The 16,597-nt window shown below is 73.1% G+C and carries 14 protein-coding genes; 4 read left to right on the top strand and 10 right to left on the bottom strand.

Features of this window, described 5'->3' with window-relative positions:
• Nucleotides 1–11 precede the first annotated feature (11 nt).
• Both ACWGPF_RS11955 and ACWGPF_RS11950 read right to left on the bottom strand, forming a co-directional pair.
• Complete coding sequence (locus ACWGPF_RS11955) at nt 12–1,280, bottom strand: extracellular solute-binding protein (RefSeq protein ID WP_452333035.1); 1,269 nt, start codon at nt 1,278–1,280, stop codon at nt 12–14.
• Between the two features lie 54 nt (nt 1,281–1,334).
• Nucleotides 1,335–2,468, bottom strand: coding sequence for an ROK family transcriptional regulator (locus ACWGPF_RS11950; RefSeq protein WP_452333034.1), 1,134 nt, complete (start codon nt 2,466–2,468; stop codon nt 1,335–1,337).
• Nucleotides 2,469–2,568: 100 nt separating this feature from the next.
• Here ACWGPF_RS11950 and ACWGPF_RS11945 point away from each other — a divergent pair, with 100 nt between their 5' ends.
• From ACWGPF_RS11945 to ACWGPF_RS11935, 3 genes are all read left to right on the top strand, one after another.
• On the top strand, nt 2,569–4,002 hold the full coding sequence (locus ACWGPF_RS11945; protein ID WP_452333033.1) for a family 20 glycosylhydrolase: 1,434 nt from the start codon (nt 2,569–2,571) through the stop codon (nt 4,000–4,002).
• Between the two features lie 87 nt (nt 4,003–4,089).
• Nucleotides 4,090–5,568, top strand: coding sequence for a L,D-transpeptidase family protein (locus ACWGPF_RS11940; protein ID WP_452333032.1), 1,479 nt, complete (start codon nt 4,090–4,092; stop codon nt 5,566–5,568).
• Nucleotides 5,569–5,588: 20 nt separating this feature from the next.
• Nucleotides 5,589–6,041 carry an N-acetyltransferase family protein gene (locus ACWGPF_RS11935; RefSeq protein WP_452333031.1) on the top strand — a complete coding sequence of 151 codons (453 nt, stop codon included), beginning with the start codon at nt 5,589–5,591 and terminating at the stop codon, nt 6,039–6,041.
• A gap of 169 nt (nt 6,042–6,210) precedes the next feature.
• On the opposite strand, the gene ACWGPF_RS11930 is transcribed toward ACWGPF_RS11935, so the two are convergent.
• From ACWGPF_RS11930 to ACWGPF_RS11920, 3 genes are all read right to left on the bottom strand, one after another.
• Nucleotides 6,211–8,025: an ABC transporter ATP-binding protein gene (locus ACWGPF_RS11930; RefSeq protein ID WP_452333030.1), complete on the bottom strand. Its 1,815-nt coding sequence runs from the start codon at nt 8,023–8,025 to the stop codon at nt 6,211–6,213.
• A complete protein-coding gene (locus tag ACWGPF_RS11925) occupies nt 8,022–9,917 on the bottom strand; it encodes an ABC transporter ATP-binding protein (RefSeq protein ID WP_452333029.1) in 1,896 nt (631 codons plus the stop codon). Before ACWGPF_RS11925 ends, ACWGPF_RS11930 begins: the two co-directional genes overlap by 4 nt.
• A 94-nt stretch (nt 9,918–10,011) precedes the next feature.
• A complete protein-coding gene (locus ACWGPF_RS11920) occupies nt 10,012–10,878 on the bottom strand; it encodes a sulfurtransferase (protein WP_452333028.1) in 867 nt (288 codons plus the stop codon).
• 164 nt (nt 10,879–11,042) lie between these two features.
• Here ACWGPF_RS11920 and ACWGPF_RS11915 point away from each other — a divergent pair, with 164 nt between their 5' ends.
• Nucleotides 11,043–11,906, top strand: coding sequence for a LysR family transcriptional regulator (locus ACWGPF_RS11915; RefSeq protein ID WP_452333027.1), 864 nt, complete (start codon nt 11,043–11,045; stop codon nt 11,904–11,906).
• On the opposite strand, the gene ACWGPF_RS11910 is transcribed toward ACWGPF_RS11915, so the two are convergent.
• From ACWGPF_RS11910 to purN, 5 genes are all read right to left on the bottom strand, one after another.
• Nucleotides 11,875–12,219, bottom strand: a complete 345-nt coding sequence (locus ACWGPF_RS11910) for a carboxymuconolactone decarboxylase family protein (protein WP_452333026.1) — start codon at nt 12,217–12,219, stop codon at nt 11,875–11,877. The genes ACWGPF_RS11915 and ACWGPF_RS11910 overlap by 32 nt on opposite strands.
• A gap of 10 nt (nt 12,220–12,229) precedes the next feature.
• On the bottom strand, nt 12,230–12,763 hold the full coding sequence (locus tag ACWGPF_RS11905) for a methylated-DNA--[protein]-cysteine S-methyltransferase (RefSeq protein WP_452333025.1): 534 nt from the start codon (nt 12,761–12,763) through the stop codon (nt 12,230–12,232).
• Complete coding sequence (locus ACWGPF_RS11900) at nt 12,760–14,235, bottom strand: DNA-3-methyladenine glycosylase 2 family protein (RefSeq protein ID WP_452333024.1); 1,476 nt, start codon at nt 14,233–14,235, stop codon at nt 12,760–12,762. Before ACWGPF_RS11900 ends, ACWGPF_RS11905 begins: the two co-directional genes overlap by 4 nt.
• A 124-nt stretch (nt 14,236–14,359) precedes the next feature.
• Complete coding sequence (gene purH, locus ACWGPF_RS11895) at nt 14,360–15,967, bottom strand: bifunctional phosphoribosylaminoimidazolecarboxamide formyltransferase/IMP cyclohydrolase (RefSeq protein ID WP_452333023.1); 1,608 nt, start codon at nt 15,965–15,967, stop codon at nt 14,360–14,362.
• Between the two features lie 35 nt (nt 15,968–16,002).
• Entirely contained in the window at nt 16,003–16,593 is a 591-nt protein-coding gene (gene purN / locus ACWGPF_RS11890) for a phosphoribosylglycinamide formyltransferase (protein WP_452333022.1), read from the bottom strand.
• Nucleotides 16,594–16,597: the final 4 nt, after the last annotated feature.

Genomic DNA, 16,597 nt, shown 5'->3' with positions numbered 1-16,597 from the left:
CGGCCGAGGGGTCAGCCGTTGAGGATGGCCTCGATGTCGGCGTCGAGCTCGGCGGCGAGGGAGGGGATGTCGCCGCCCGACGCGATCTGGACGAAGAAGTCCTGCAGCAGCTGGGCGGCCTCCACGTCGGCCCACTTGGGCGAGGCGGGGGTGAGCTTCGCGTTCGCCGCAGCCTCCGCGACGACCGCCGCGAGCTCGGGCGTGGCCGCGGCGACCTCGCCGCCGAGCGACTGCAGCGCGGGCACGAGGCCCGCACCGGCGAGGATCGACTGGTACTCCTCGCTCAGCATGATCTCGACGGCGCTGCGGGCGAGCTCCTGGTTCTGCGAAGCCGCCGGGATGGCGATGTTCGAGCCGCCGGCGAACACCTGCGCCGCCCCGCCGTCCGCACCGGGGAGCGCGAAGGAGCCGAGCGACTCCGACAGCGCGGTCTCCGCCTGGTCCTCGTCGGCGACGATCGACCAGTACGCCCAGCTCGGCGCCGACAGGGTCGCGGCCTGCTCCTCGCGGAACGGCACCCACGCCTCGGTCTCGTCGCCGTCCTTGGGCGCCTGCGACGACGCCATGAGGGTCGCCACCTGCTCGAGCCCGGCGATCGACTCCGGGCTCGACAGCTGCGCGTCCCACTCGTCGCCGTCGAGCACGGCGACCTCGCCGCCGTTCTCCCAGATGAACGGGAGCGCGTTGTACCAGTCCTTGCCGGGGTACCACACGCCGGAGACGCCCGTCGCCTCGGCGAGCGCTGTGGCGTTGGCGACGTACTCGTCGAGCGTCGTGGGGACCTCGACGCCCGCCTCGGCGTACATGGCCGTGTTGTAGAACACCACGCGGGAGCCCGAGTAGTACGGGGCCGCGTAGAAGGCGCCGTCGTAGCTGCCCGCCTCGACGAAGCCGGGCAGCAGATCGTCCCCGCCGAGCGTCTCGTAGAGGTCGGAGAGGTCGGAGAACGCGCCGGCCGAGGTGAACGCGGCCGCCTGCGTGTTGCCCACCTCGACGACGTCGGGGCTCTCCGAGCCCGACATCGCCGTCGTCAGGAGGTCGACGAGGCCCGTCCACTGCTGCTCCTCGATGACGAGGGTGGCGCCCTCGTTCTCTGCTTCGAAGGTGTCGACGAGGTAGTCGCGCGCCTCCTGCGGGGTGTCGGTTCCGACGAGCCAGACACGCAGCTCGGCGCCGCCGGCGCCGGCGCCGTCGTCGCTCGAGGGGGTGCCGCCCGCGCATCCGGCGAGCGCGAGAGCCGAGGCGCCGAGGAGGGCGCCGATCAGCTTCCTGTTCTTCATGGGGGTTCCAATCTCGGGAGGGAGGGAGGGAGGGAGGGAGGGAGGGAGGGAGGGTCAGCGGATGCCGAGCCGCGCGTCGAGCACCATGGCGAACGCCCCGCGCAGCACGACGACGTCGTCGCCGTGCGCCGAGAGGCGGACGCGGACGGGGTCCGCGAACGGGGAGAGCGTGCGCGCGCGCAGCGTCGCGACGGCGGCGTCGAGGAAGGAGCCGTCGAGGAGGTCGACGGGGCCCGAGAGCACGATGTCGTCGATGTCGAGCGTGCCGACGACGGGGGCGAGGGCGATGCCGAGCCGTTCGCCCGCGTCGCGCAGGACGGCCTCGGGGTCGTCGGCGGCGGCCATCCGCTCGCGCAGGGCGGGTACGGCGAGCCACGCCTCCAGACAGCCCTCCCGGCCGCAGGCGCAGCGTGGTCCGCCGTCCGTTCCGACCGTGACGTGTCCGATCTCGCCCGCGGCGTCCCGACCTCCGCGGGTGAGCTCGCCGCGCACCAGGAGGCCCGATCCGACGCCTCGCCCGATCTTCACGAGGACGAGGTCGCCGCTCGATCCGCCGAGGGTGTACTCGGCGAGCGCCGCCGCGTTGGCGTCGTTCGCGACGACGACGGGGGCGGAGATCCGCTCCTCCAGCAGCGCGCGCAGCGGCACCCCGTGCCATCCGACGTTGGGGGCGGTGAGCACGACGCCGTCGCGGGAGATCACGCCGGGAGCGGCGACGCCCACGCCGAGAACACGGGCGGTCGCACGGGAGGCGGTGTCGGCCGCGAGCGCCAGCACCCCTTCGCGCGCCGCGTCGCTGTCGCCGTCGGCCGGTCGCGCGACGGCGACACGGGCGCGCACGGCGCCCGTGAGGTCGAGGACGGCGCCGACATGCTCTGTGGCCCCCGAGAGGTCGAGGGCGACGACCTGCAGCCCCTCCCTGTCGATGTCGACGAGGATGGCGGGTTTGCCCGGCCCCGTCTGCGCGCGCATGCCCTGCTCGACGACGATCCCGTCGCCGAGGAGCTCGCCCACGAGATCCGACGTGGTCACGCGCGTGAGGCCGGTCTCCCTGGCGAGGTCGGCCCTGCTCATGGCGCCCTCGTGGAAGAGCGTCTGGAGCACGAGAGCGCGATTGTGCGCGCGGGCGTGCTCGGGCAGCACCTTGGCTCGCGGGATGCGGCGCGGCGCCGTCGGGAGATCGGTCATGTTTGTAAGTTCTATTTACGAAATGGCGGCGGCACAAGACCCCGATCGGATTAGGAAGGGATGTTTACAAACTCGTTACACGGCTGGTAGCTTCCCTCGCATGACCCTTCCGCTCGTGCCGTGGCCCGCGTCCGTCCGCCCGCGCGAGGGCGCCCCGCTGCACCTCGCGCCCGACACGGCGGCGCGCACGGAGGCGGAGGCCGCGGCCTCCGGCATGACCTTCGAGCACCACGACGCCACCCTCCCCGACGAGGGGTACCGGCTCGACGTCCACGCGGCGGGGATCGACGTCGCGGCATCCACGCCGGCCGGCGCACGCCATGCGCGCGCCACCCTCGCGCAGCTCGTCGAGCGGGGTCCGCAGGGATGGATCATCCGCCCGGTCTCGATCGCCGACGCACCCCGGTACCCCCACCGCGGGCTCATGCTCGACGTCGCGCGCCACTTCCATCCCGTGCAGACCGTCGTGTGGCTCCTCGACCGGATGGCGGAGCTCAAGCTCACGCACCTCCATCTGCACCTGACGGACGACCAGGGCTGGCGCCTGGACCTGCGCTCGCGCCCCGCCCTCGCCGAACGCGCGTCGGGCACGTCCGTCGGCGGCGATCCCGGCGGGTACTACACGCGGGGCGACTGGGAGGAGCTCCTCGCCCACGCGGAGCGCCGAGGGGTGCAGCTCGTGCCCGAGATCGACCTCCCCGGTCACACGCACGCCGTGGGGCTCGCGCATCCCGAGCTCTGCGCGCCGCCCGTCGTGACGGACGAGGTGCGGCGCGTCGCCGCCGAGCACGGCGGCGGGCTGCCGCGCGCGGGCGTGCCGTACACGGGGCTCGCCGTGGGGTTCTCGTCGCTGCGGGCCGGCGAGCCCGCCGTCGAGGAGTTCCTCCAGGACGTGCTGGGCGAGGTCTGCGCGCTCACGCCCGGCGACCTCGTCCACATCGGCGGCGACGAGGCGCTCGGCACCGCCCCCGACGACTACGCCTCGCTCGTGAGGCGGGCGGCCGAGATCGTCGTCGCGCACGGGAAGACGCCCGTCGCCTGGCACGAGGCGGGGCGCGCCCCTCTCCCCCGCGGCGCGGTCGGGCAGTTCTGGGGCTTCCGAACGCCGTCGGCCGAGCACGCCGAGGCGGCGCGGGCGTTCGTCTCGCGCGGCGGCACGCTCGTCATGTCGCCGTCCGACGCCGTCTACCTCGACATGAAGTACGACGCGTCCACGCCCCTCGGCCTCGCCTGGGCCGACGGCCCGACGAGCGTGGAGCGCTCGTACGACTGGGATCCCGACGACGTCATCCCCGGGCTGCCCGAGGGAGCCGTCCGCGGCGTCGAGGCGGCGCTGTGGACGGAGACGATCCGCGATCGCGCCGGCATCGAGCGGATGGCCTTCCCCCGGCTCGCGTCGGCGGCCGAGATCGCCTGGTCGCCCCGGAGCGGACGGGAACGGGCCTGGCCGGCGTTCCGCTCCCGCCTCGCAGAGCGCGTGCGGCGCTGGCGCGAGGACGGCGTCGACGCACAGGAGATCGTGCTCACATCGTGATTCCCTCGCGGCCTGCGGTAAGGTGCGCCCCTCTACGATGATCTGTGGGACACGCCGACCGCTTCGGCGCGCATCTGGGGGTAGACGATGACCGATCTCGCGACCAAGCCCGCGCCCGGTTCAGACGGCGACGCGGCTGGACCGGCCGTGGAGTGGGCACCTGCCGAGCCCGAACCCCGCAAGCGGCACCTGGGGCTGTGGCTCGGCATCCCGGGCGGCCTCATCGCGGCGGGCGCGGCGGCGTGCTCGCTCATCCTCATCGCCCCCGGCGTGGCCGCAGCGGGAGTCGACGTCGGCTGGCAGACGCAGGGTGCCGCCGCAGAGACGATCGCCGCCGGCATCGACGACGTCGACGTGACGATCGCGACGCCCTCGGGCGAGGTCGTCGTCTCAGGAGCCGATCTCGGCGCCTCCGTCGACGCCGCGGCGGCCGCCGAGCAGGCGTTCGCGGACAACCCGCTCTGGAACGTCGGCACGTGGGGGTCGGGCGCCATCCCCGTCGAGGTGACCCTCGACGCCGACAGTGCCCTCGCCGCGCTCGAGGAGAGCGCGCCCGAGCTCTTCACCGCCCCCGTCGACGCGCAGGTGTCGTACGACGCCGAGGCGGCCGCGTACACGGTCGCCGAGGCGCAGGAGGGCACCGGGATCGACCTCGACGCGCTCGCCGCAGGCATCGCCGACGACCTCTCGGCCGGCGATCCCGTCTACGTCGAGACCACCGCGACCCCCGTCGCCGCGGCCGTGTCGACCGCCGACGCGCAGGCGGAGGCCGAGGCGCTGAGCGCGCTCGTCGCGGGGGCCGGCTTCTACGTCGACGGCGAGAAGGTCGCCGGCATCGACGCCGCCCAGGCCGCGTCGTGGGTCCAGGTGACGACGGCGGACGGCGCCTTCCAGCTGCAGGTCGACGAGGCCGCCGTCGCCGCAGCGGTCGCCGACACCGTCGCGAGCCTGCCCGAGAAGGTCAACCGCGACGTCGTGGACGAGCAGATCGTCACGAACTCCGCCGGCGAGCACCTGCGGACCATCCAGGAGGGCCAGAACGGCTGGGGCCTGCAGTCGACCGACGGCATCGCGGAGGACTTCGCCGCGCAGCTCGCCTCCGGCGACGGCGCTTTCGAGCTCCCCGTCGATGAGATCGACTACGAGACCGACCTGCTCTACCGCCGCCTCGAGGTCGACAAGAGCGAGGGCACCACGACGCTCTTCGAGACCGTCAACGACGGAGACGAGCAGGTCGTCGACACGTACGCGATCGCTCTCGGCCGGCCAGGGTACGACACCCAGGAGGGCCACTTCACGGTCTACGGGCAGCTCACCATCCAGGACATGGGCTCCTGCGACGACGCCGGCAACTACGTGCCGGGCGGCTCGTTCGACTACTGCACGGCCGACGTGCCGTGGGTGACGTACTTCAACGGCGACCAGGGGTTCCACGGCACGTACTGGCACAGCAACTTCGGCGCGGGCGCGTACATGAGCCACGGCTGCGTCAACATGACCCAGGCGGCCGCGGAGCGCGTGTACTACTTCGCGCAGACGGGCACCGAGGTCTGGGTGCACGCCTGATCACCCGCTAGCCTGTCGATATGACGGAACTGCGCCTCGTCGAGCTGTCGGCGAACACCATCGTCCAGGTCAACACGCTGTCGCTGCGCCCGGGGCAGGAGCAGTTCCTCGCGCCCGTCTCCTACGGCATCGCCGCGTCCGTCCTGAACCCCAAGACGACCTGGCAGCGCGTCGTGCTCGACGGCGACGACGTCGTCGGCTTCGTCAGCGCGAACTTCGACCGCGAGGCCCGGCCCGACTACTTCCAGTCGGTGCTGTGGCGCATCAACGTCGACGCCGACGACCAGCGGCGCGGCGTCGGCCGCTTCGCGGTGGCCGGTCTGCTCGACGAGGCGCGCGAGCGCTCCTTCGACCACCTCAGCGTCATCTACGAGGCCGGAGAGGGCGGACCCGAGGCCTTCTTCCACCGTGTCGGTTTCTCGCCGGTCGGCGAGACCGAGTACGGTGAGATCATCGCGGAGATCCGGCTCTGACGGACCTCCTGCGGCACGAACCGCACATCCCCCGAATCCTCAGCCCGCGCGTACGTCGCGCCCGCTGACCCACGACCGGCGGCGGGGCCTCGAATACCCCTCCCCCATCGAGACCCCGTCGCCCTCCTCGACGCCCCGGGCATCCGATGGATGCCCGGGGCGGTGCACGTCACACGAGCGAGTCCCGCCAGGCGGCGTGCAGCTGGGCGAACTTGCCCGTGCCGGCCGTGAGCTCCGCGGGACTGCCGTCCTCGATGATGCGGCCGTGCTCCATGACGAGCACGCGATCCGCGATCGCCACCGTCGAGAGGCGGTGGGCGATGATGATCGCCGTGCGATCGGCGAGGAGGGTCTGCAGCGCCTCCTGGATCATCCGCTCTGAGGGGATGTCGAGCGACGCCGTCGCCTCGTCGAGGATGAGCACGGCCGGGTCCGCGAGGAACGCCCGCGCGAACGAGACGAGCTGCCGCTGGCCCGCCGACACGCGCCCGCCGCGCTTGTTCACGTCGGTGTCGTAGCCGTCGGGGAGCGAGCGGATGAAGGCGTCCGCCCCGACCGCCTCCGCTGCAGCGCGGATCTCCTCGATCGTCGCGTCGGGCTTCCCGAGCGCGATGTTGTCGGCCACGGTGCCGCTGAAGAGGTAGGCCTCCTGCGTGACCATGACGATCGCCCGCCGGAGGTCGCGTCCATCGAGGTCCCGCAGATCCACGCCGTCGAGCGTCACCCGGCCGTCGCTCGGATCGTAGAACCGCGAGAGCAGCTTGGCGAGCGTCGACTTCCCGGCGCCCGTCGTGCCGACGAGCGCGACCGTCTGCCCGGCAGGGATGTCGAGATCGAACGAGGGCAGGATGGTCCTGCCCTCGCCGTACCCGAAGGTCACGTCGTCGAAGCGCAGCGCTCCGCGCGCGTGCGGCAGCGGCACGGGCCGGATCGGGTCCGGGACGGTGAGGTCCTCCTCGAGCACGCCCGACACCTTCTCGAGGGCGGCGGCGGCCGCCTGGAAGGAGTTCAGGAACATGGCGACCTCCTGCAGCGGACTGAAGAAGTTGCGCACGTACAGCACGGCCGTGAGCAGGAGCCCCGCCGAGAACGCCCCCTCCGCGACACGGATGCCGCCCCACAGCACGACGGCGCCGATGGCCGTGGCGGAGATCGCCATGAGGCCGGGCTCGAACGTGCCGAACAGGCGGATCGAGCGCATGTTCACGCGCCGGTACTCCGCGGCCAGGCCGCCGAACTCGACCTCGTTGCGCGGCTCGGTGCGGAACGCCTTGCCCGCTCGGATGCCCGTCATCGTCTCGACGAACTTGACGATGAGCTTCGCGCTGACGACGCGCGACACGCGGTACGCCCGCTGCGAGTTGACGTAGAACCACCGCATCAGGATCGACAGCGGCACGAACGCCGCGACGAGCACGAGCGAGGACCGCCAGTCGACGACGGCGAGCGCGACGAACGTGAAGACGCCGTAGAGCACGCCGTGGACGAGCTGGTTGAGGCCGCCGTTGAGGAGCTCGCGGATGGTGTCGAGGTCGCTCGTCTGCCGGGAGATGATGCGCCCGGACGTGTAGGTCTCGTGGAACTCGAGGCTCAGCCGCTGGGTGTGGCGGAACACGCGCGTGCGCAGGTCGAGCAGCACGTTCTGCGTGACCCGCGCGGCCAGCACGTCGTACCACGCCAGGAGCGCCGCACCGCCGATCGCGGTGGCGACGTAGGCCGCTCCGACGAACCACGCGGGGCCCCAGTCGGCCCGCTCGACGACGCCGGGGAGCGCCCGGTCGATGCCGAGGCCGATGAGCGCGGGGCCGAGCACGCGCACGCCGGTCTGCGCGACGACGACGGCGGCGACGAGCGCCACCTGCCGCCGGATCGGCGCGAGCAGCGAGACGAGCAGGCGCCACGAGCGCCTGCGGATGGCGCGGTTCTCCTCGCGCGTGTAGTCCGACCGGTCCTCGCCGGCGGTTCCGTGCACGGTGCCGCTCATCGCGTGCCCTCCTCGTCCTCGTCGGTCAGGCCCCGCACGACGGGGATGGCCCCCGTCACGACGTCCATGCCGTGCTCCGGGTCCATGCGCCGGGCGCTGTCGTCCGCGCCCTCCTTCTCGAAGCTCGAGATGACGCTGCGGTAGTGCGCCGACGTCGCCATCAGCTCGCTGTGGGTTCCGACGGCCGTGATGCGCCCGCCTTCGAGCAGCGCGACGCGGTCGGCGAGGGCGACGGTCGACGGCCGGTGCGCGACGACGAGCGCCGTCGTGCCCTCCAGCACCCGGCGCAGCCCCACCTGCACGCGCTCCTCCGTGTCGACGTCGAGCGCCGACAGCGGGTCGTCCATGACGATGACGGTCGGGCGTGCGGCGACGGCGCGCGCGAGAGCGAGGCGCTGGCGCTGTCCGCCCGACAGGCTCATCCCCTCCTCGCCGATCAGGGTGTCGGCGCCGTCGGGGAGCGAGGCGACGAACTCCGCCTGCGCGACGTCGAGCGCCTCCTGGAGCACCCGCTCGGCCTCGGCCGACCCCGGTTCGAGGTCGTCGCGGCCGAGGAGCACGTTGTCGCGCACGGATGCGGAGAAGAGCGTCGCGTCCTCGAACGCGGTCGCGATGTGCGTCCGCAGCTCGACGAGCGAGAGCTCGCGGACGTCGACGCCGTCGAGCGTGACGCGGCCGGAGGTCACGTCGTAGAGGCGCGTGGGAAGCGTCGTGAGCGTCGTCTTGCCCGAGCCGGTGAGTCCCACGAGGGCCATCGTCTCGCCGGGGCGGAGGGCGAGGTCGATGCCGTCGAGGAGGTCGGGCTCGTGGTCGCCCGCGTCCTGGTACCGGAAGTGCGCGCCTTCGAAGGCGAGGGCTCCGCGCGGGTGCGCGAGCACCACGGGCGCGTCGGGGTCGACGATCGTGTCGATCTCGTCGAACACCTCGAACACGCGGTCGGTCGCGGTGCGCGCGTCGAGCAGGAAGGAGAACAGGAAGCCGATCGACTCCATCGGCCAGCGCAGGATGGTCGCCATCGCGAAGTACGCGAACAGCTGCGGCACCGTGATCTCGCCCGCCGAGGCGAGCCAGATGCCGAGCAGCAGGCAGGCGGCGAAGGCCAGCTCGGGCATCGCCACGAGCCAGAAGTCGATGCGCGCGATGGCCCCCGCCTTGCGCATCTCGGTGTCGCGCAGGTTCTCGGCCTGACGGGTGAACCGGCGCAGCGCGTGCGGTCCGCGGCCGAACGCCTTGAGCACGCGGATGCCGTGGACGCTCTCCTCGACGCTCGTCGCGAGATCGCCCTGCTGGTCCTGGCTCTGGCGGGAGAGCGTGCCGTAGGTCTGCTCGAAGCGGAAGCCCTGGTACCAGATCGGAGCGCCCGCCGCGATGAAGACGACCGCGAGCGCCCAGTGCCACTGGAAGAGCAGGACGGCGCCGATGATGATCGTGAGGATGTTGACGACGAGCATGATGAGCCCGAACGCCATCCAGCGGCGGATGAGGCCGATGTCCTGCATCATGCGGCTGAGGAGCTGGCCGCCCTGCCAGCGGTCGTGGAACTCGACGGGGAGCCGCTGCAGCCTGTTGTAGAAGCGCGTGCGGATGTCGTACTCGACGGTGGTCGCCGGGCCGAGCACGAACCAGCGGCGCAGCCACACCATGGCCGCCTCGGCGAGGCCGAGGAGGAGGACGACGCACGCGCCCCACGCGATCGCGGCGACGGAGCCGGAGGCGATGGGGCCCCCGACGACCCACTCCAGCGCGATCGGGATGAGGAGCGCGAGCACGGCGGCGATGAGCGCGGTGATCCCGCCCAGCACGAGCCGCGGCAGCACGGGTCGGGCGAACGGCAGGAGGCGGACGAGGGATCGGAAGGTCGATGTGTTCTGGGGGGATGTGGAGCGCGGCATGATCCTCGGAGTCGGCGCGGGGCCGGAAGGGAGAGTGTCTTCCCGGTCGTGGGAGAGACGACCGAGCCCTCCAGCCTATGCCCGAGGACGCGCCTCAGGAAAGGGCTTCCGCGCTTTCGTCCCCGAATCTGCCACCGCCGGTGGCGACCGGACGGCCCGTGTTGCTCCACGCGCTCCAGGATCCTGCGAACAGCCGCGGCTCGTACCCCGCGAGGAGCGCGGCGACGAAGGCGTGGGACGCCGTGACCCCTGACCCGCAGTAGAGTCCCACCGGCTGATCGGGCTGCGCGCCCGCTCCCGCGAACCGCTCGCGGAGGGCTTCGGCCGGGAGGAAGCGTCCGTCGGCGTCGACGTTCCCGCCCGTGAACAGGCTGCGCGCGCCCGGCACGTGGCCGGCGCGCGGGTCGATCGGCTCGACGTCGCCGCGGTAGCGCTCCTCCGCCCGCACGTCGAGCAGCACGCCGTCACGGGCGAGGGCGGCGGCCGCGTCGATCGTGAGCTGCGGCAGACGGCCGGCCGAGAGCGTGACGTCGCCGGGCGCCGGCACGACGTCGCCCTGCTCGAGCGCGTGCCCCGCCGCCACCCAGCCGCGCAGCGCGCCGTCGAGGATGCGGACGTCGGCGATGCCGGCGTCGACGAGGAGCCACCACGCGCGTGCGGCCGAGAGCGACTTCAGGTCGTCGTACACGACGACGGTGTCGCCGTCGCGCAGACCCCACCGGCGCGCGGCCGTCTGCAGCGCCGCGGTGTCGGGGAGCGGGTGGCGCCCGTCCTGCGGGGCCCCGTGACCCGCGAGCTCCGTGTCGAGATCGACGTACACGGCGCCGGGGATGTGCCCCTCGAGGTACTCGGGTCGGCCATCCGGCCGGTCGAGCCGCCAGCGCACGTCGAGGATGCGGACGCTCTCGTCGCGCGCGGTGAGCTCGGCGAGCTCGTCGGGGGTGAGGAGGATGTCGCTCATACCGCAACGGTAGCGGGGGCGCCGACGGCCGGCACGCGGATGGTCGTCGGACGTCGGCGTGTGTCGCCGTGTGCGCGGCGATGACGCCCCGTGTCGGCCGGCGGCGCGGGCGACACGCGGCTCCCGCTAGCGTCCGAGCCATCGCGACGGATGGGAGGAACGGCATGGCGGGCGGACTCGACGTCGACCAGCTGCGGACGTTCGTGGCGATCGACGACCTGGGTGGATTCGGTCGCGCCGCCGACGCGCTCGGGCTCAGCCAGCCCACGGTGAGCCAGCACGTGCGCCGTCTCGAGGGCGCGATCGGGCGTCCGCTCGTCCGGCGGTCGGGCCGAGGCTCCGCCCTCACGGCCGACGGGCGCCGGCTCCTCGTCGAGGCCCGGCGCATCCTCGCCGTGCACGACGACGCGCTCGAGCGGCTCGCGGTCGCCCGGCCGCGCACGCTCGTCGTGGGGACGGCGGAGGTGCTGCCGGCTGCGGCGCTGCGCGTGCTCGCGGAAGGGCTGCGAGACGCCCATCCCGACATCGACCTCGTCGTGCGTGTCGAGCCGACGGCTCACCTGCTGGGCCGCATCGGCCACGAGGTCGTCGACCTCGCGGTCCTGCTCGACGTCGACGACGCCGTCGCGGGGCGCGCGATCGGGCGGCTCCCGCTGCGCTGGGTGGGACACGTCGACACGGCGCGCGCGTCCGGCGTCCGTCTCGTCGGCTACGACGAGACGCCGGGCCTGCGGCAGAAGGCGCTGCGGCTGCTCGCCGACGCCGGGCGGCCCGTCGAGATGAGCGCGGAGGCGGCGAGCCTCGGCGGAGTGGTCGAGGCGCTGCGTGCGGGGCTGGGCGTCGCGCTCGTGCCCGACGCGGGCGGCGACGGCCTCCCCTCGGCGCCGGGGCTGCCGGAACCGGGGGACGCCGTCGTGCGCCTGTCGGGCCGCCTCGCGCACGAGGGCGGCATCGCCGACACCGTCGCCGCCCTCCTGGGCGCCGTGCTCCTCCGGCTCAGTGCCGGTGGGCCTCCTCGCCCAGCTTGAACGCGAGTCGGCCGTGGGCGAACCCGCCGCCGGCACGCAGGGCCGTCGCCACCCATGCCGTCTCCGCGAGCTCCGCCTCGGTGGCGCCGGCGCGGACGGCCGCCTGCGAGTGCGCATCGATGCAGTACACGCACTGGGTCGTGATGGCGACCGCCACCGCGATCAGCTCGCGCTGCTTGAGCTCGAGCGCGCGTCCTTCCTTCGCGAAGACGGCGGAGTTGAAGTCGTTCCAGGTGGCGAGGATGTCGGGGGTCTGCTCCTTGTAGACCCGCGTGTACGCCTTGTCGTGCTGACGATCGAAGTAGTCGCTCATGGAGACGACGCTACGGGCGCGTCGACGCCGTCGGCACGTCGGATGACGCGATGTGACCGGCCTCGCGCGCGAGCAGCGCGCGCTTGACGTCGACCCCCCAGGCGAAGCCGCCCATGCTGCCGTCGCCGCGGAGGACGCGATGGCACGGCACGAACAGGGCGGGGGCGTTGCGGGCGCAGATCGATGCCGCAGCGCGGACCGCGGAGGGAGAGCCGAGCGCGGTGGCGAATCCCGTGTACGTGAGCGGCGAACCGGGTGCGATGCCGCGCAGCGCGCCCCATCCCGCCCGCTGCAGCGGGGTGCCGTGCTGATGCACCGGCACGGAATCGATCGCGGCGAGGTCCCCCTCGTAGTACGCGCGAACGGCGGCGGCCGCGGCGACGGACCCCGTCGCGACGTGCGACGGCCGGATCGCCGCATGGACGCGCGCGACGACGGCGGCCGGGTCGCCGGTCCATCCGGAGGCGAGCACGGCGCCGTCGGCGTCGGCCAGCACCGTGAAGGGCCCGTCGGGGGTGTCGAGGGTCTCGAGGACGGCGGTCATGCGGGGGTCTCCTTCGGACGGGGCGTGCGCGGCGCGTCGAGCGCGGCGCGCCAGAGGTGCATCGAGAGGTAGGAGCGCCAGGGGGCGGCGCGCTGCGCCCAGGCGACGAGGGCGCGCGGATCGGCGGGGAGCCCGCGGGCTGCGGCGCCCGTGCGCAGGGCGACGTCGCCGGGGAGGAGCACGTCGGGCGCGCCGAGCACCCGCATCCCCACGTAGTCGGCCGTCCACTCCCCCACCCCGCGCAGGGCGAGGAGTGCGGCGCGCTGCTCGGCGGGATCGTCGGCAGCCGTGAGCGGGAGCGCTCCGGAGGCGAGCGACTCCGCCGCCTCGACGATCGCCCTGATGCGGGCGGCGGGTCCGCGCAGGACCTCCGCACCGTGCGATGCGACGGCCGACATGGTCGGGAACAGCCGCCCGCGCACGCCGCCGAGCTCGATCTCCTCGCCGAGGTCGGCGACGAGCCGTGTGAGATGGGTGCGGGCCGCGGCGACGGAGATCTGCTGGCCCACCATGGCGCGGATGAGCATCTCGTGCGGATCGGCGACGCCGGGCAGGCGCATGCCCGGCCGGGCGACGACGAGGGGCGCGATCTCCGGGTGGATGGCGAGGGACGCGTCGATGCCGACGGGGTCGGCGTCGAGGTCGAACAGGCGGCGGACGCGGGCGACGAGGGTCGCGAGGTCGCCGAGGCTCTCGAGTCGCGCATCGAGACGCAGGCGTCCGTCGAAGGAGAGGCGGAACCACGCGGCCCCGCCGGGGAGGCGCACGGTGCGGGAGAAGGAGGCCTGATCGCCCTCCTCGACGCCCGCGAGCGTGCGCGCGGCCATCCACGAGAACAGCCCGGCGTGGTCGAAGGGCTCCCGGACGGGGAGCACGAGCGAGATGCCGGCCGGCGCGTCGGCGCCGCGCCGCGTCGAGCGGAGGGCGGTCGGCGTCATCCCGAAGACCTCGCGGACCGTGTCGTTGAACTGGCGGACGCTCGCGAACCCGGCGGAGAACGCGACGTCGGCGGCGCGGAGGTCCGTGCCGACGAGGAGCATGCGGGCGGTGTGGGCGCGCTGAGCACGGGCGAGCCCCAGGGGCCCCGCGCCGAGCTCGGCCGCGAGCAGGCGGCCCAGGTGGCGCGAGGAGTAGCCGAGTCGTGCCGACAGGCCGGCGACGCCCTCGCGCTCGACGACGCCGTCGGCGATGAGGCGCATGGCGCGCCCGACGACATCGGCGCGGAGGTTCCACTCCGGCGACCCCGGTGCGGCTTCGGGAAGGCAGCGCTTGCAGGCACGGTAGCCGGCCTCGTGCGCTGCGGCGCTCGTCGGGTAGAAGGTGACGTTGGCCTCCTTCGGCGTGCGCGCGGGGCAGCTGGGGCGGCAGTAGATGCCCGTCGAGCGCACGGCCGTCACGAACCATCCGTCGAAGCGGGCATCGCGCGACGAGATCGCACGGTATCGCTCGGCGAAGGTCATGTCGGGGCTCATGCCCTCAGCCTGACACGGCGGATGGCCCTCGGCTCGCGGTTTTCGGACATCGCGGTGGCTGGTGCCGGCCCCGGACACGCCGCGAGCCGGCCGGGGATCCCGGCCGGCTCGCAGCGGACGCGTCTCAGTGGAAGAAGTGGCGCTCTCCCGTGAAGAACATCGTCACGCCGTTCGCGCGGGCGAGCTCGATGGTCTCCTCGTCGCGAACGGATCCGCCGGGCTGGATGATCGCGCGCACCCCGGCGTTGATGAGCACCTCGGGGCCGTCGGAGAACGGGAAGAACGCGTCGGATGCCGCGATCGACCCGGCTGCGCGACCGCCGGCCCGCTCGACCGCGAGCTTGCAGGAGTCGACGCGGTTGACCTGGCCCATGCCCACGCCGACCGTCGCGGAGTCCTTCGCGAGGACGATGGCGTTCGACTTGACGGCGCGGCACGTCTTCCACGCGAAGATGAAGTCGTGCATCTCGTCGTCGGACGGGCGTTCGCCGGAGACGAGCTCCCAGCCCTTCGCGACCGACTCGATGTCGTCGGGGAACCGGTCGGCGTCCTGCAGCAGCAGACCGCCCGACACGAGCCGGACGTCCATCTCCTCCTGCTTCCAGTCGGCGGGCAGCTTGAGCAGGCGCAGGTTCTTCTTGGCCTTCAGCACCTCGAGCGCCGCGGGCTCGAAGTCGGGAGCGACGACGACCTCGGTGAAGATGTCGCGCAGGTTCTCGGCCATCTTCAGCGTGACCGGCCGGTTCGCCGCGATGACGCCGCCGAACGCAGAGAGCGGGTCGCACTCGTGGGCGCGCAGGTGCGCGCTCGCGATGGGGTCGAGCGCGTTCGGCGCGGTGACCGCGATGCCGCACGGGTTGGCGTGCTTGATGATCGCGACGGCGGGCTTGACGTAGTCGTACGCGGCGCGCAGCGCGGCATCGGCGTCGACGTAGTTGTTGTAGGACATCTCCTTGCCCTGCAGCTGCGTCGCCTGGGCGATGCCGTGGCCGCCCACGCGCGAGTACAGCGCCGCGCGCTGGTGCGAGTTCTCGCCGTAGCGGAGGTCGCCGAGCTTCTCGGCCTTGATCGTGAGGTGCTCGGGCAGCTCGGTCTCGCTGCCGATCGTGCCCTCCGCGAACCACGCCGCGACGGCGGTGTCGTACGCGGCCGTGTGCGCGAACGCGCGCGCGGCGAGCTCACGGCGCTGCGAGAGCGACGTCCCTCCCGCGGCGACGGCCTCGATGACGGCGCCGTACGACTCCGGCGACACGACGATCGCGACGTTGGCGTGGTTCTTCGCGGAGGCGCGGACCATGGCGGGCCCGCCGATGTCGATCTGCTCGACCACGTCGTCGCCCTCGGCTCCCGAGCGCACGGTCTCGACGAACGGGTAGAGGTTGACCACGACGAGGTCGAACGGCGCGATGCCGAGCTCGCCGAGCTGGCGCTCGTGGTCCTCGAGGCGGAGGTCGGCGAGCAGGCCCGCGTGCACACTCGGGTGCAGCGTCTTGACGCGCCCGTCGAGCGACTCGGGGAAGCCCGTCACGCTCGAGACGTCGGTCACGGCATGGCCGGCGTCGCGGATGGTCGCCGCCGTGGAGCCGGTCGACACGATCTCGACGCCCGCGGCCGCGAGAGCCTCGGCGAGCTGCAGCAGGTTGGTCTTGTCGCTCACCGAGACGAGCGCACGGCGGATGGGGACGATGTCGCGCTCGCGGTAGAGCGAGCTGTCGTGGCGAGGGCCGGCCATGGATGGCTCCTTCTCGGTGTTGCGGGGATCTGGCGTCAGGGCGCCGGGGACTCGAGGTCGAGGGAGCCGTCCGCGACGCGGCGGACGACGTCGATGAGAAGCCGCCGCTCGACGGGCTTGATGCGGTCGTGCAGCGTCTCCTCGTCGTCGCCGGGCAGCACGGGCACGCGCTCCTGCGCGAGGATCGGGCCGGAGTCCACCCCGCTGTCGACGATGATCACGCTCGCACCCGTCTCGTCGACGCCGGCGGCGAGCGCATCGCGCACGCCGTGCGCACCGGGGAACTCGGGCAGGAACGCGGGATGCGTGTTGATGAGGCGCGGCGCGAACTCGTCGACGAGCGCACCGGGCAGAAGGCGCATGAGCCCGCTCAGGACGACGAGGTCCGCTCCCACCTCGCGCAGCCGTCCGGCGAGGGCCTCGCCCCACTCCTCGCGCGTGGCGAACGCGCGGAAGGGGACGGTGAACGTCGGGATCCCGAAGTGCGTCGCGTGCGCGAGGCCCTCGGCGTCGCGGTCGGCGCCGACGGCGACGATGCGGGCGGGGAATCCGGGTTCGGCGGCGGCGTCGAGGAGGGCGCGGAGGTTCGAACCGGTGCCAGAGATGAGGACGGCGACCGAGAGCACGCGC

The organism is Microbacterium sp. NPDC055683 (assembly GCF_053617895.1).
This window is presented reverse-complemented; position numbering and strand designations above follow the sequence as displayed.

Bases quoted from the DNA above. Each gene is read 5' to 3' on its own strand.
- ACWGPF_RS11900 (WP_452333024.1), bottom strand. From the start codon at position 14,235: ATGAGCCCCGACATGACCTTCGCCGAGCGATACCGTGCGATCTCGTCG.
- ACWGPF_RS11935 (WP_452333031.1), top strand. From the start codon at position 5,589: ATGACGGAACTGCGCCTCGTCGAGCTGTCGGCGAACACCATCGTCCAG.
- ACWGPF_RS11920 (WP_452333028.1), bottom strand. From the start codon at position 10,878: ATGAGCGACATCCTCCTCACCCCCGACGAGCTCGCCGAGCTCACCGCG.
- ACWGPF_RS11915 (WP_452333027.1), top strand. From the start codon at position 11,043: ATGGCGGGCGGACTCGACGTCGACCAGCTGCGGACGTTCGTGGCGATC.
- ACWGPF_RS11940 (WP_452333032.1), top strand. From the start codon at position 4,090: ATGACCGATCTCGCGACCAAGCCCGCGCCCGGTTCAGACGGCGACGCG.
- ACWGPF_RS11955 (WP_452333035.1), bottom strand. From the start codon at position 1,280: ATGAAGAACAGGAAGCTGATCGGCGCCCTCCTCGGCGCCTCGGCTCTC.
- ACWGPF_RS11945 (WP_452333033.1), top strand. From the start codon at position 2,569: ATGACCCTTCCGCTCGTGCCGTGGCCCGCGTCCGTCCGCCCGCGCGAG.
- ACWGPF_RS11905 (WP_452333025.1), bottom strand. From the start codon at position 12,763: ATGACCGCCGTCCTCGAGACCCTCGACACCCCCGACGGGCCCTTCACG.
- ACWGPF_RS11930 (WP_452333030.1), bottom strand. From the start codon at position 8,025: ATGAGCGGCACCGTGCACGGAACCGCCGGCGAGGACCGGTCGGACTAC.
- purH (WP_452333023.1), bottom strand. From the start codon at position 15,967: ATGGCCGGCCCTCGCCACGACAGCTCGCTCTACCGCGAGCGCGACATC.
- ACWGPF_RS11925 (WP_452333029.1), bottom strand. From the start codon at position 9,917: ATGCCGCGCTCCACATCCCCCCAGAACACATCGACCTTCCGATCCCTC.
- ACWGPF_RS11950 (WP_452333034.1), bottom strand. From the start codon at position 2,468: ATGACCGATCTCCCGACGGCGCCGCGCCGCATCCCGCGAGCCAAGGTG.
- ACWGPF_RS11910 (WP_452333026.1), bottom strand. From the start codon at position 12,219: ATGAGCGACTACTTCGATCGTCAGCACGACAAGGCGTACACGCGGGTC.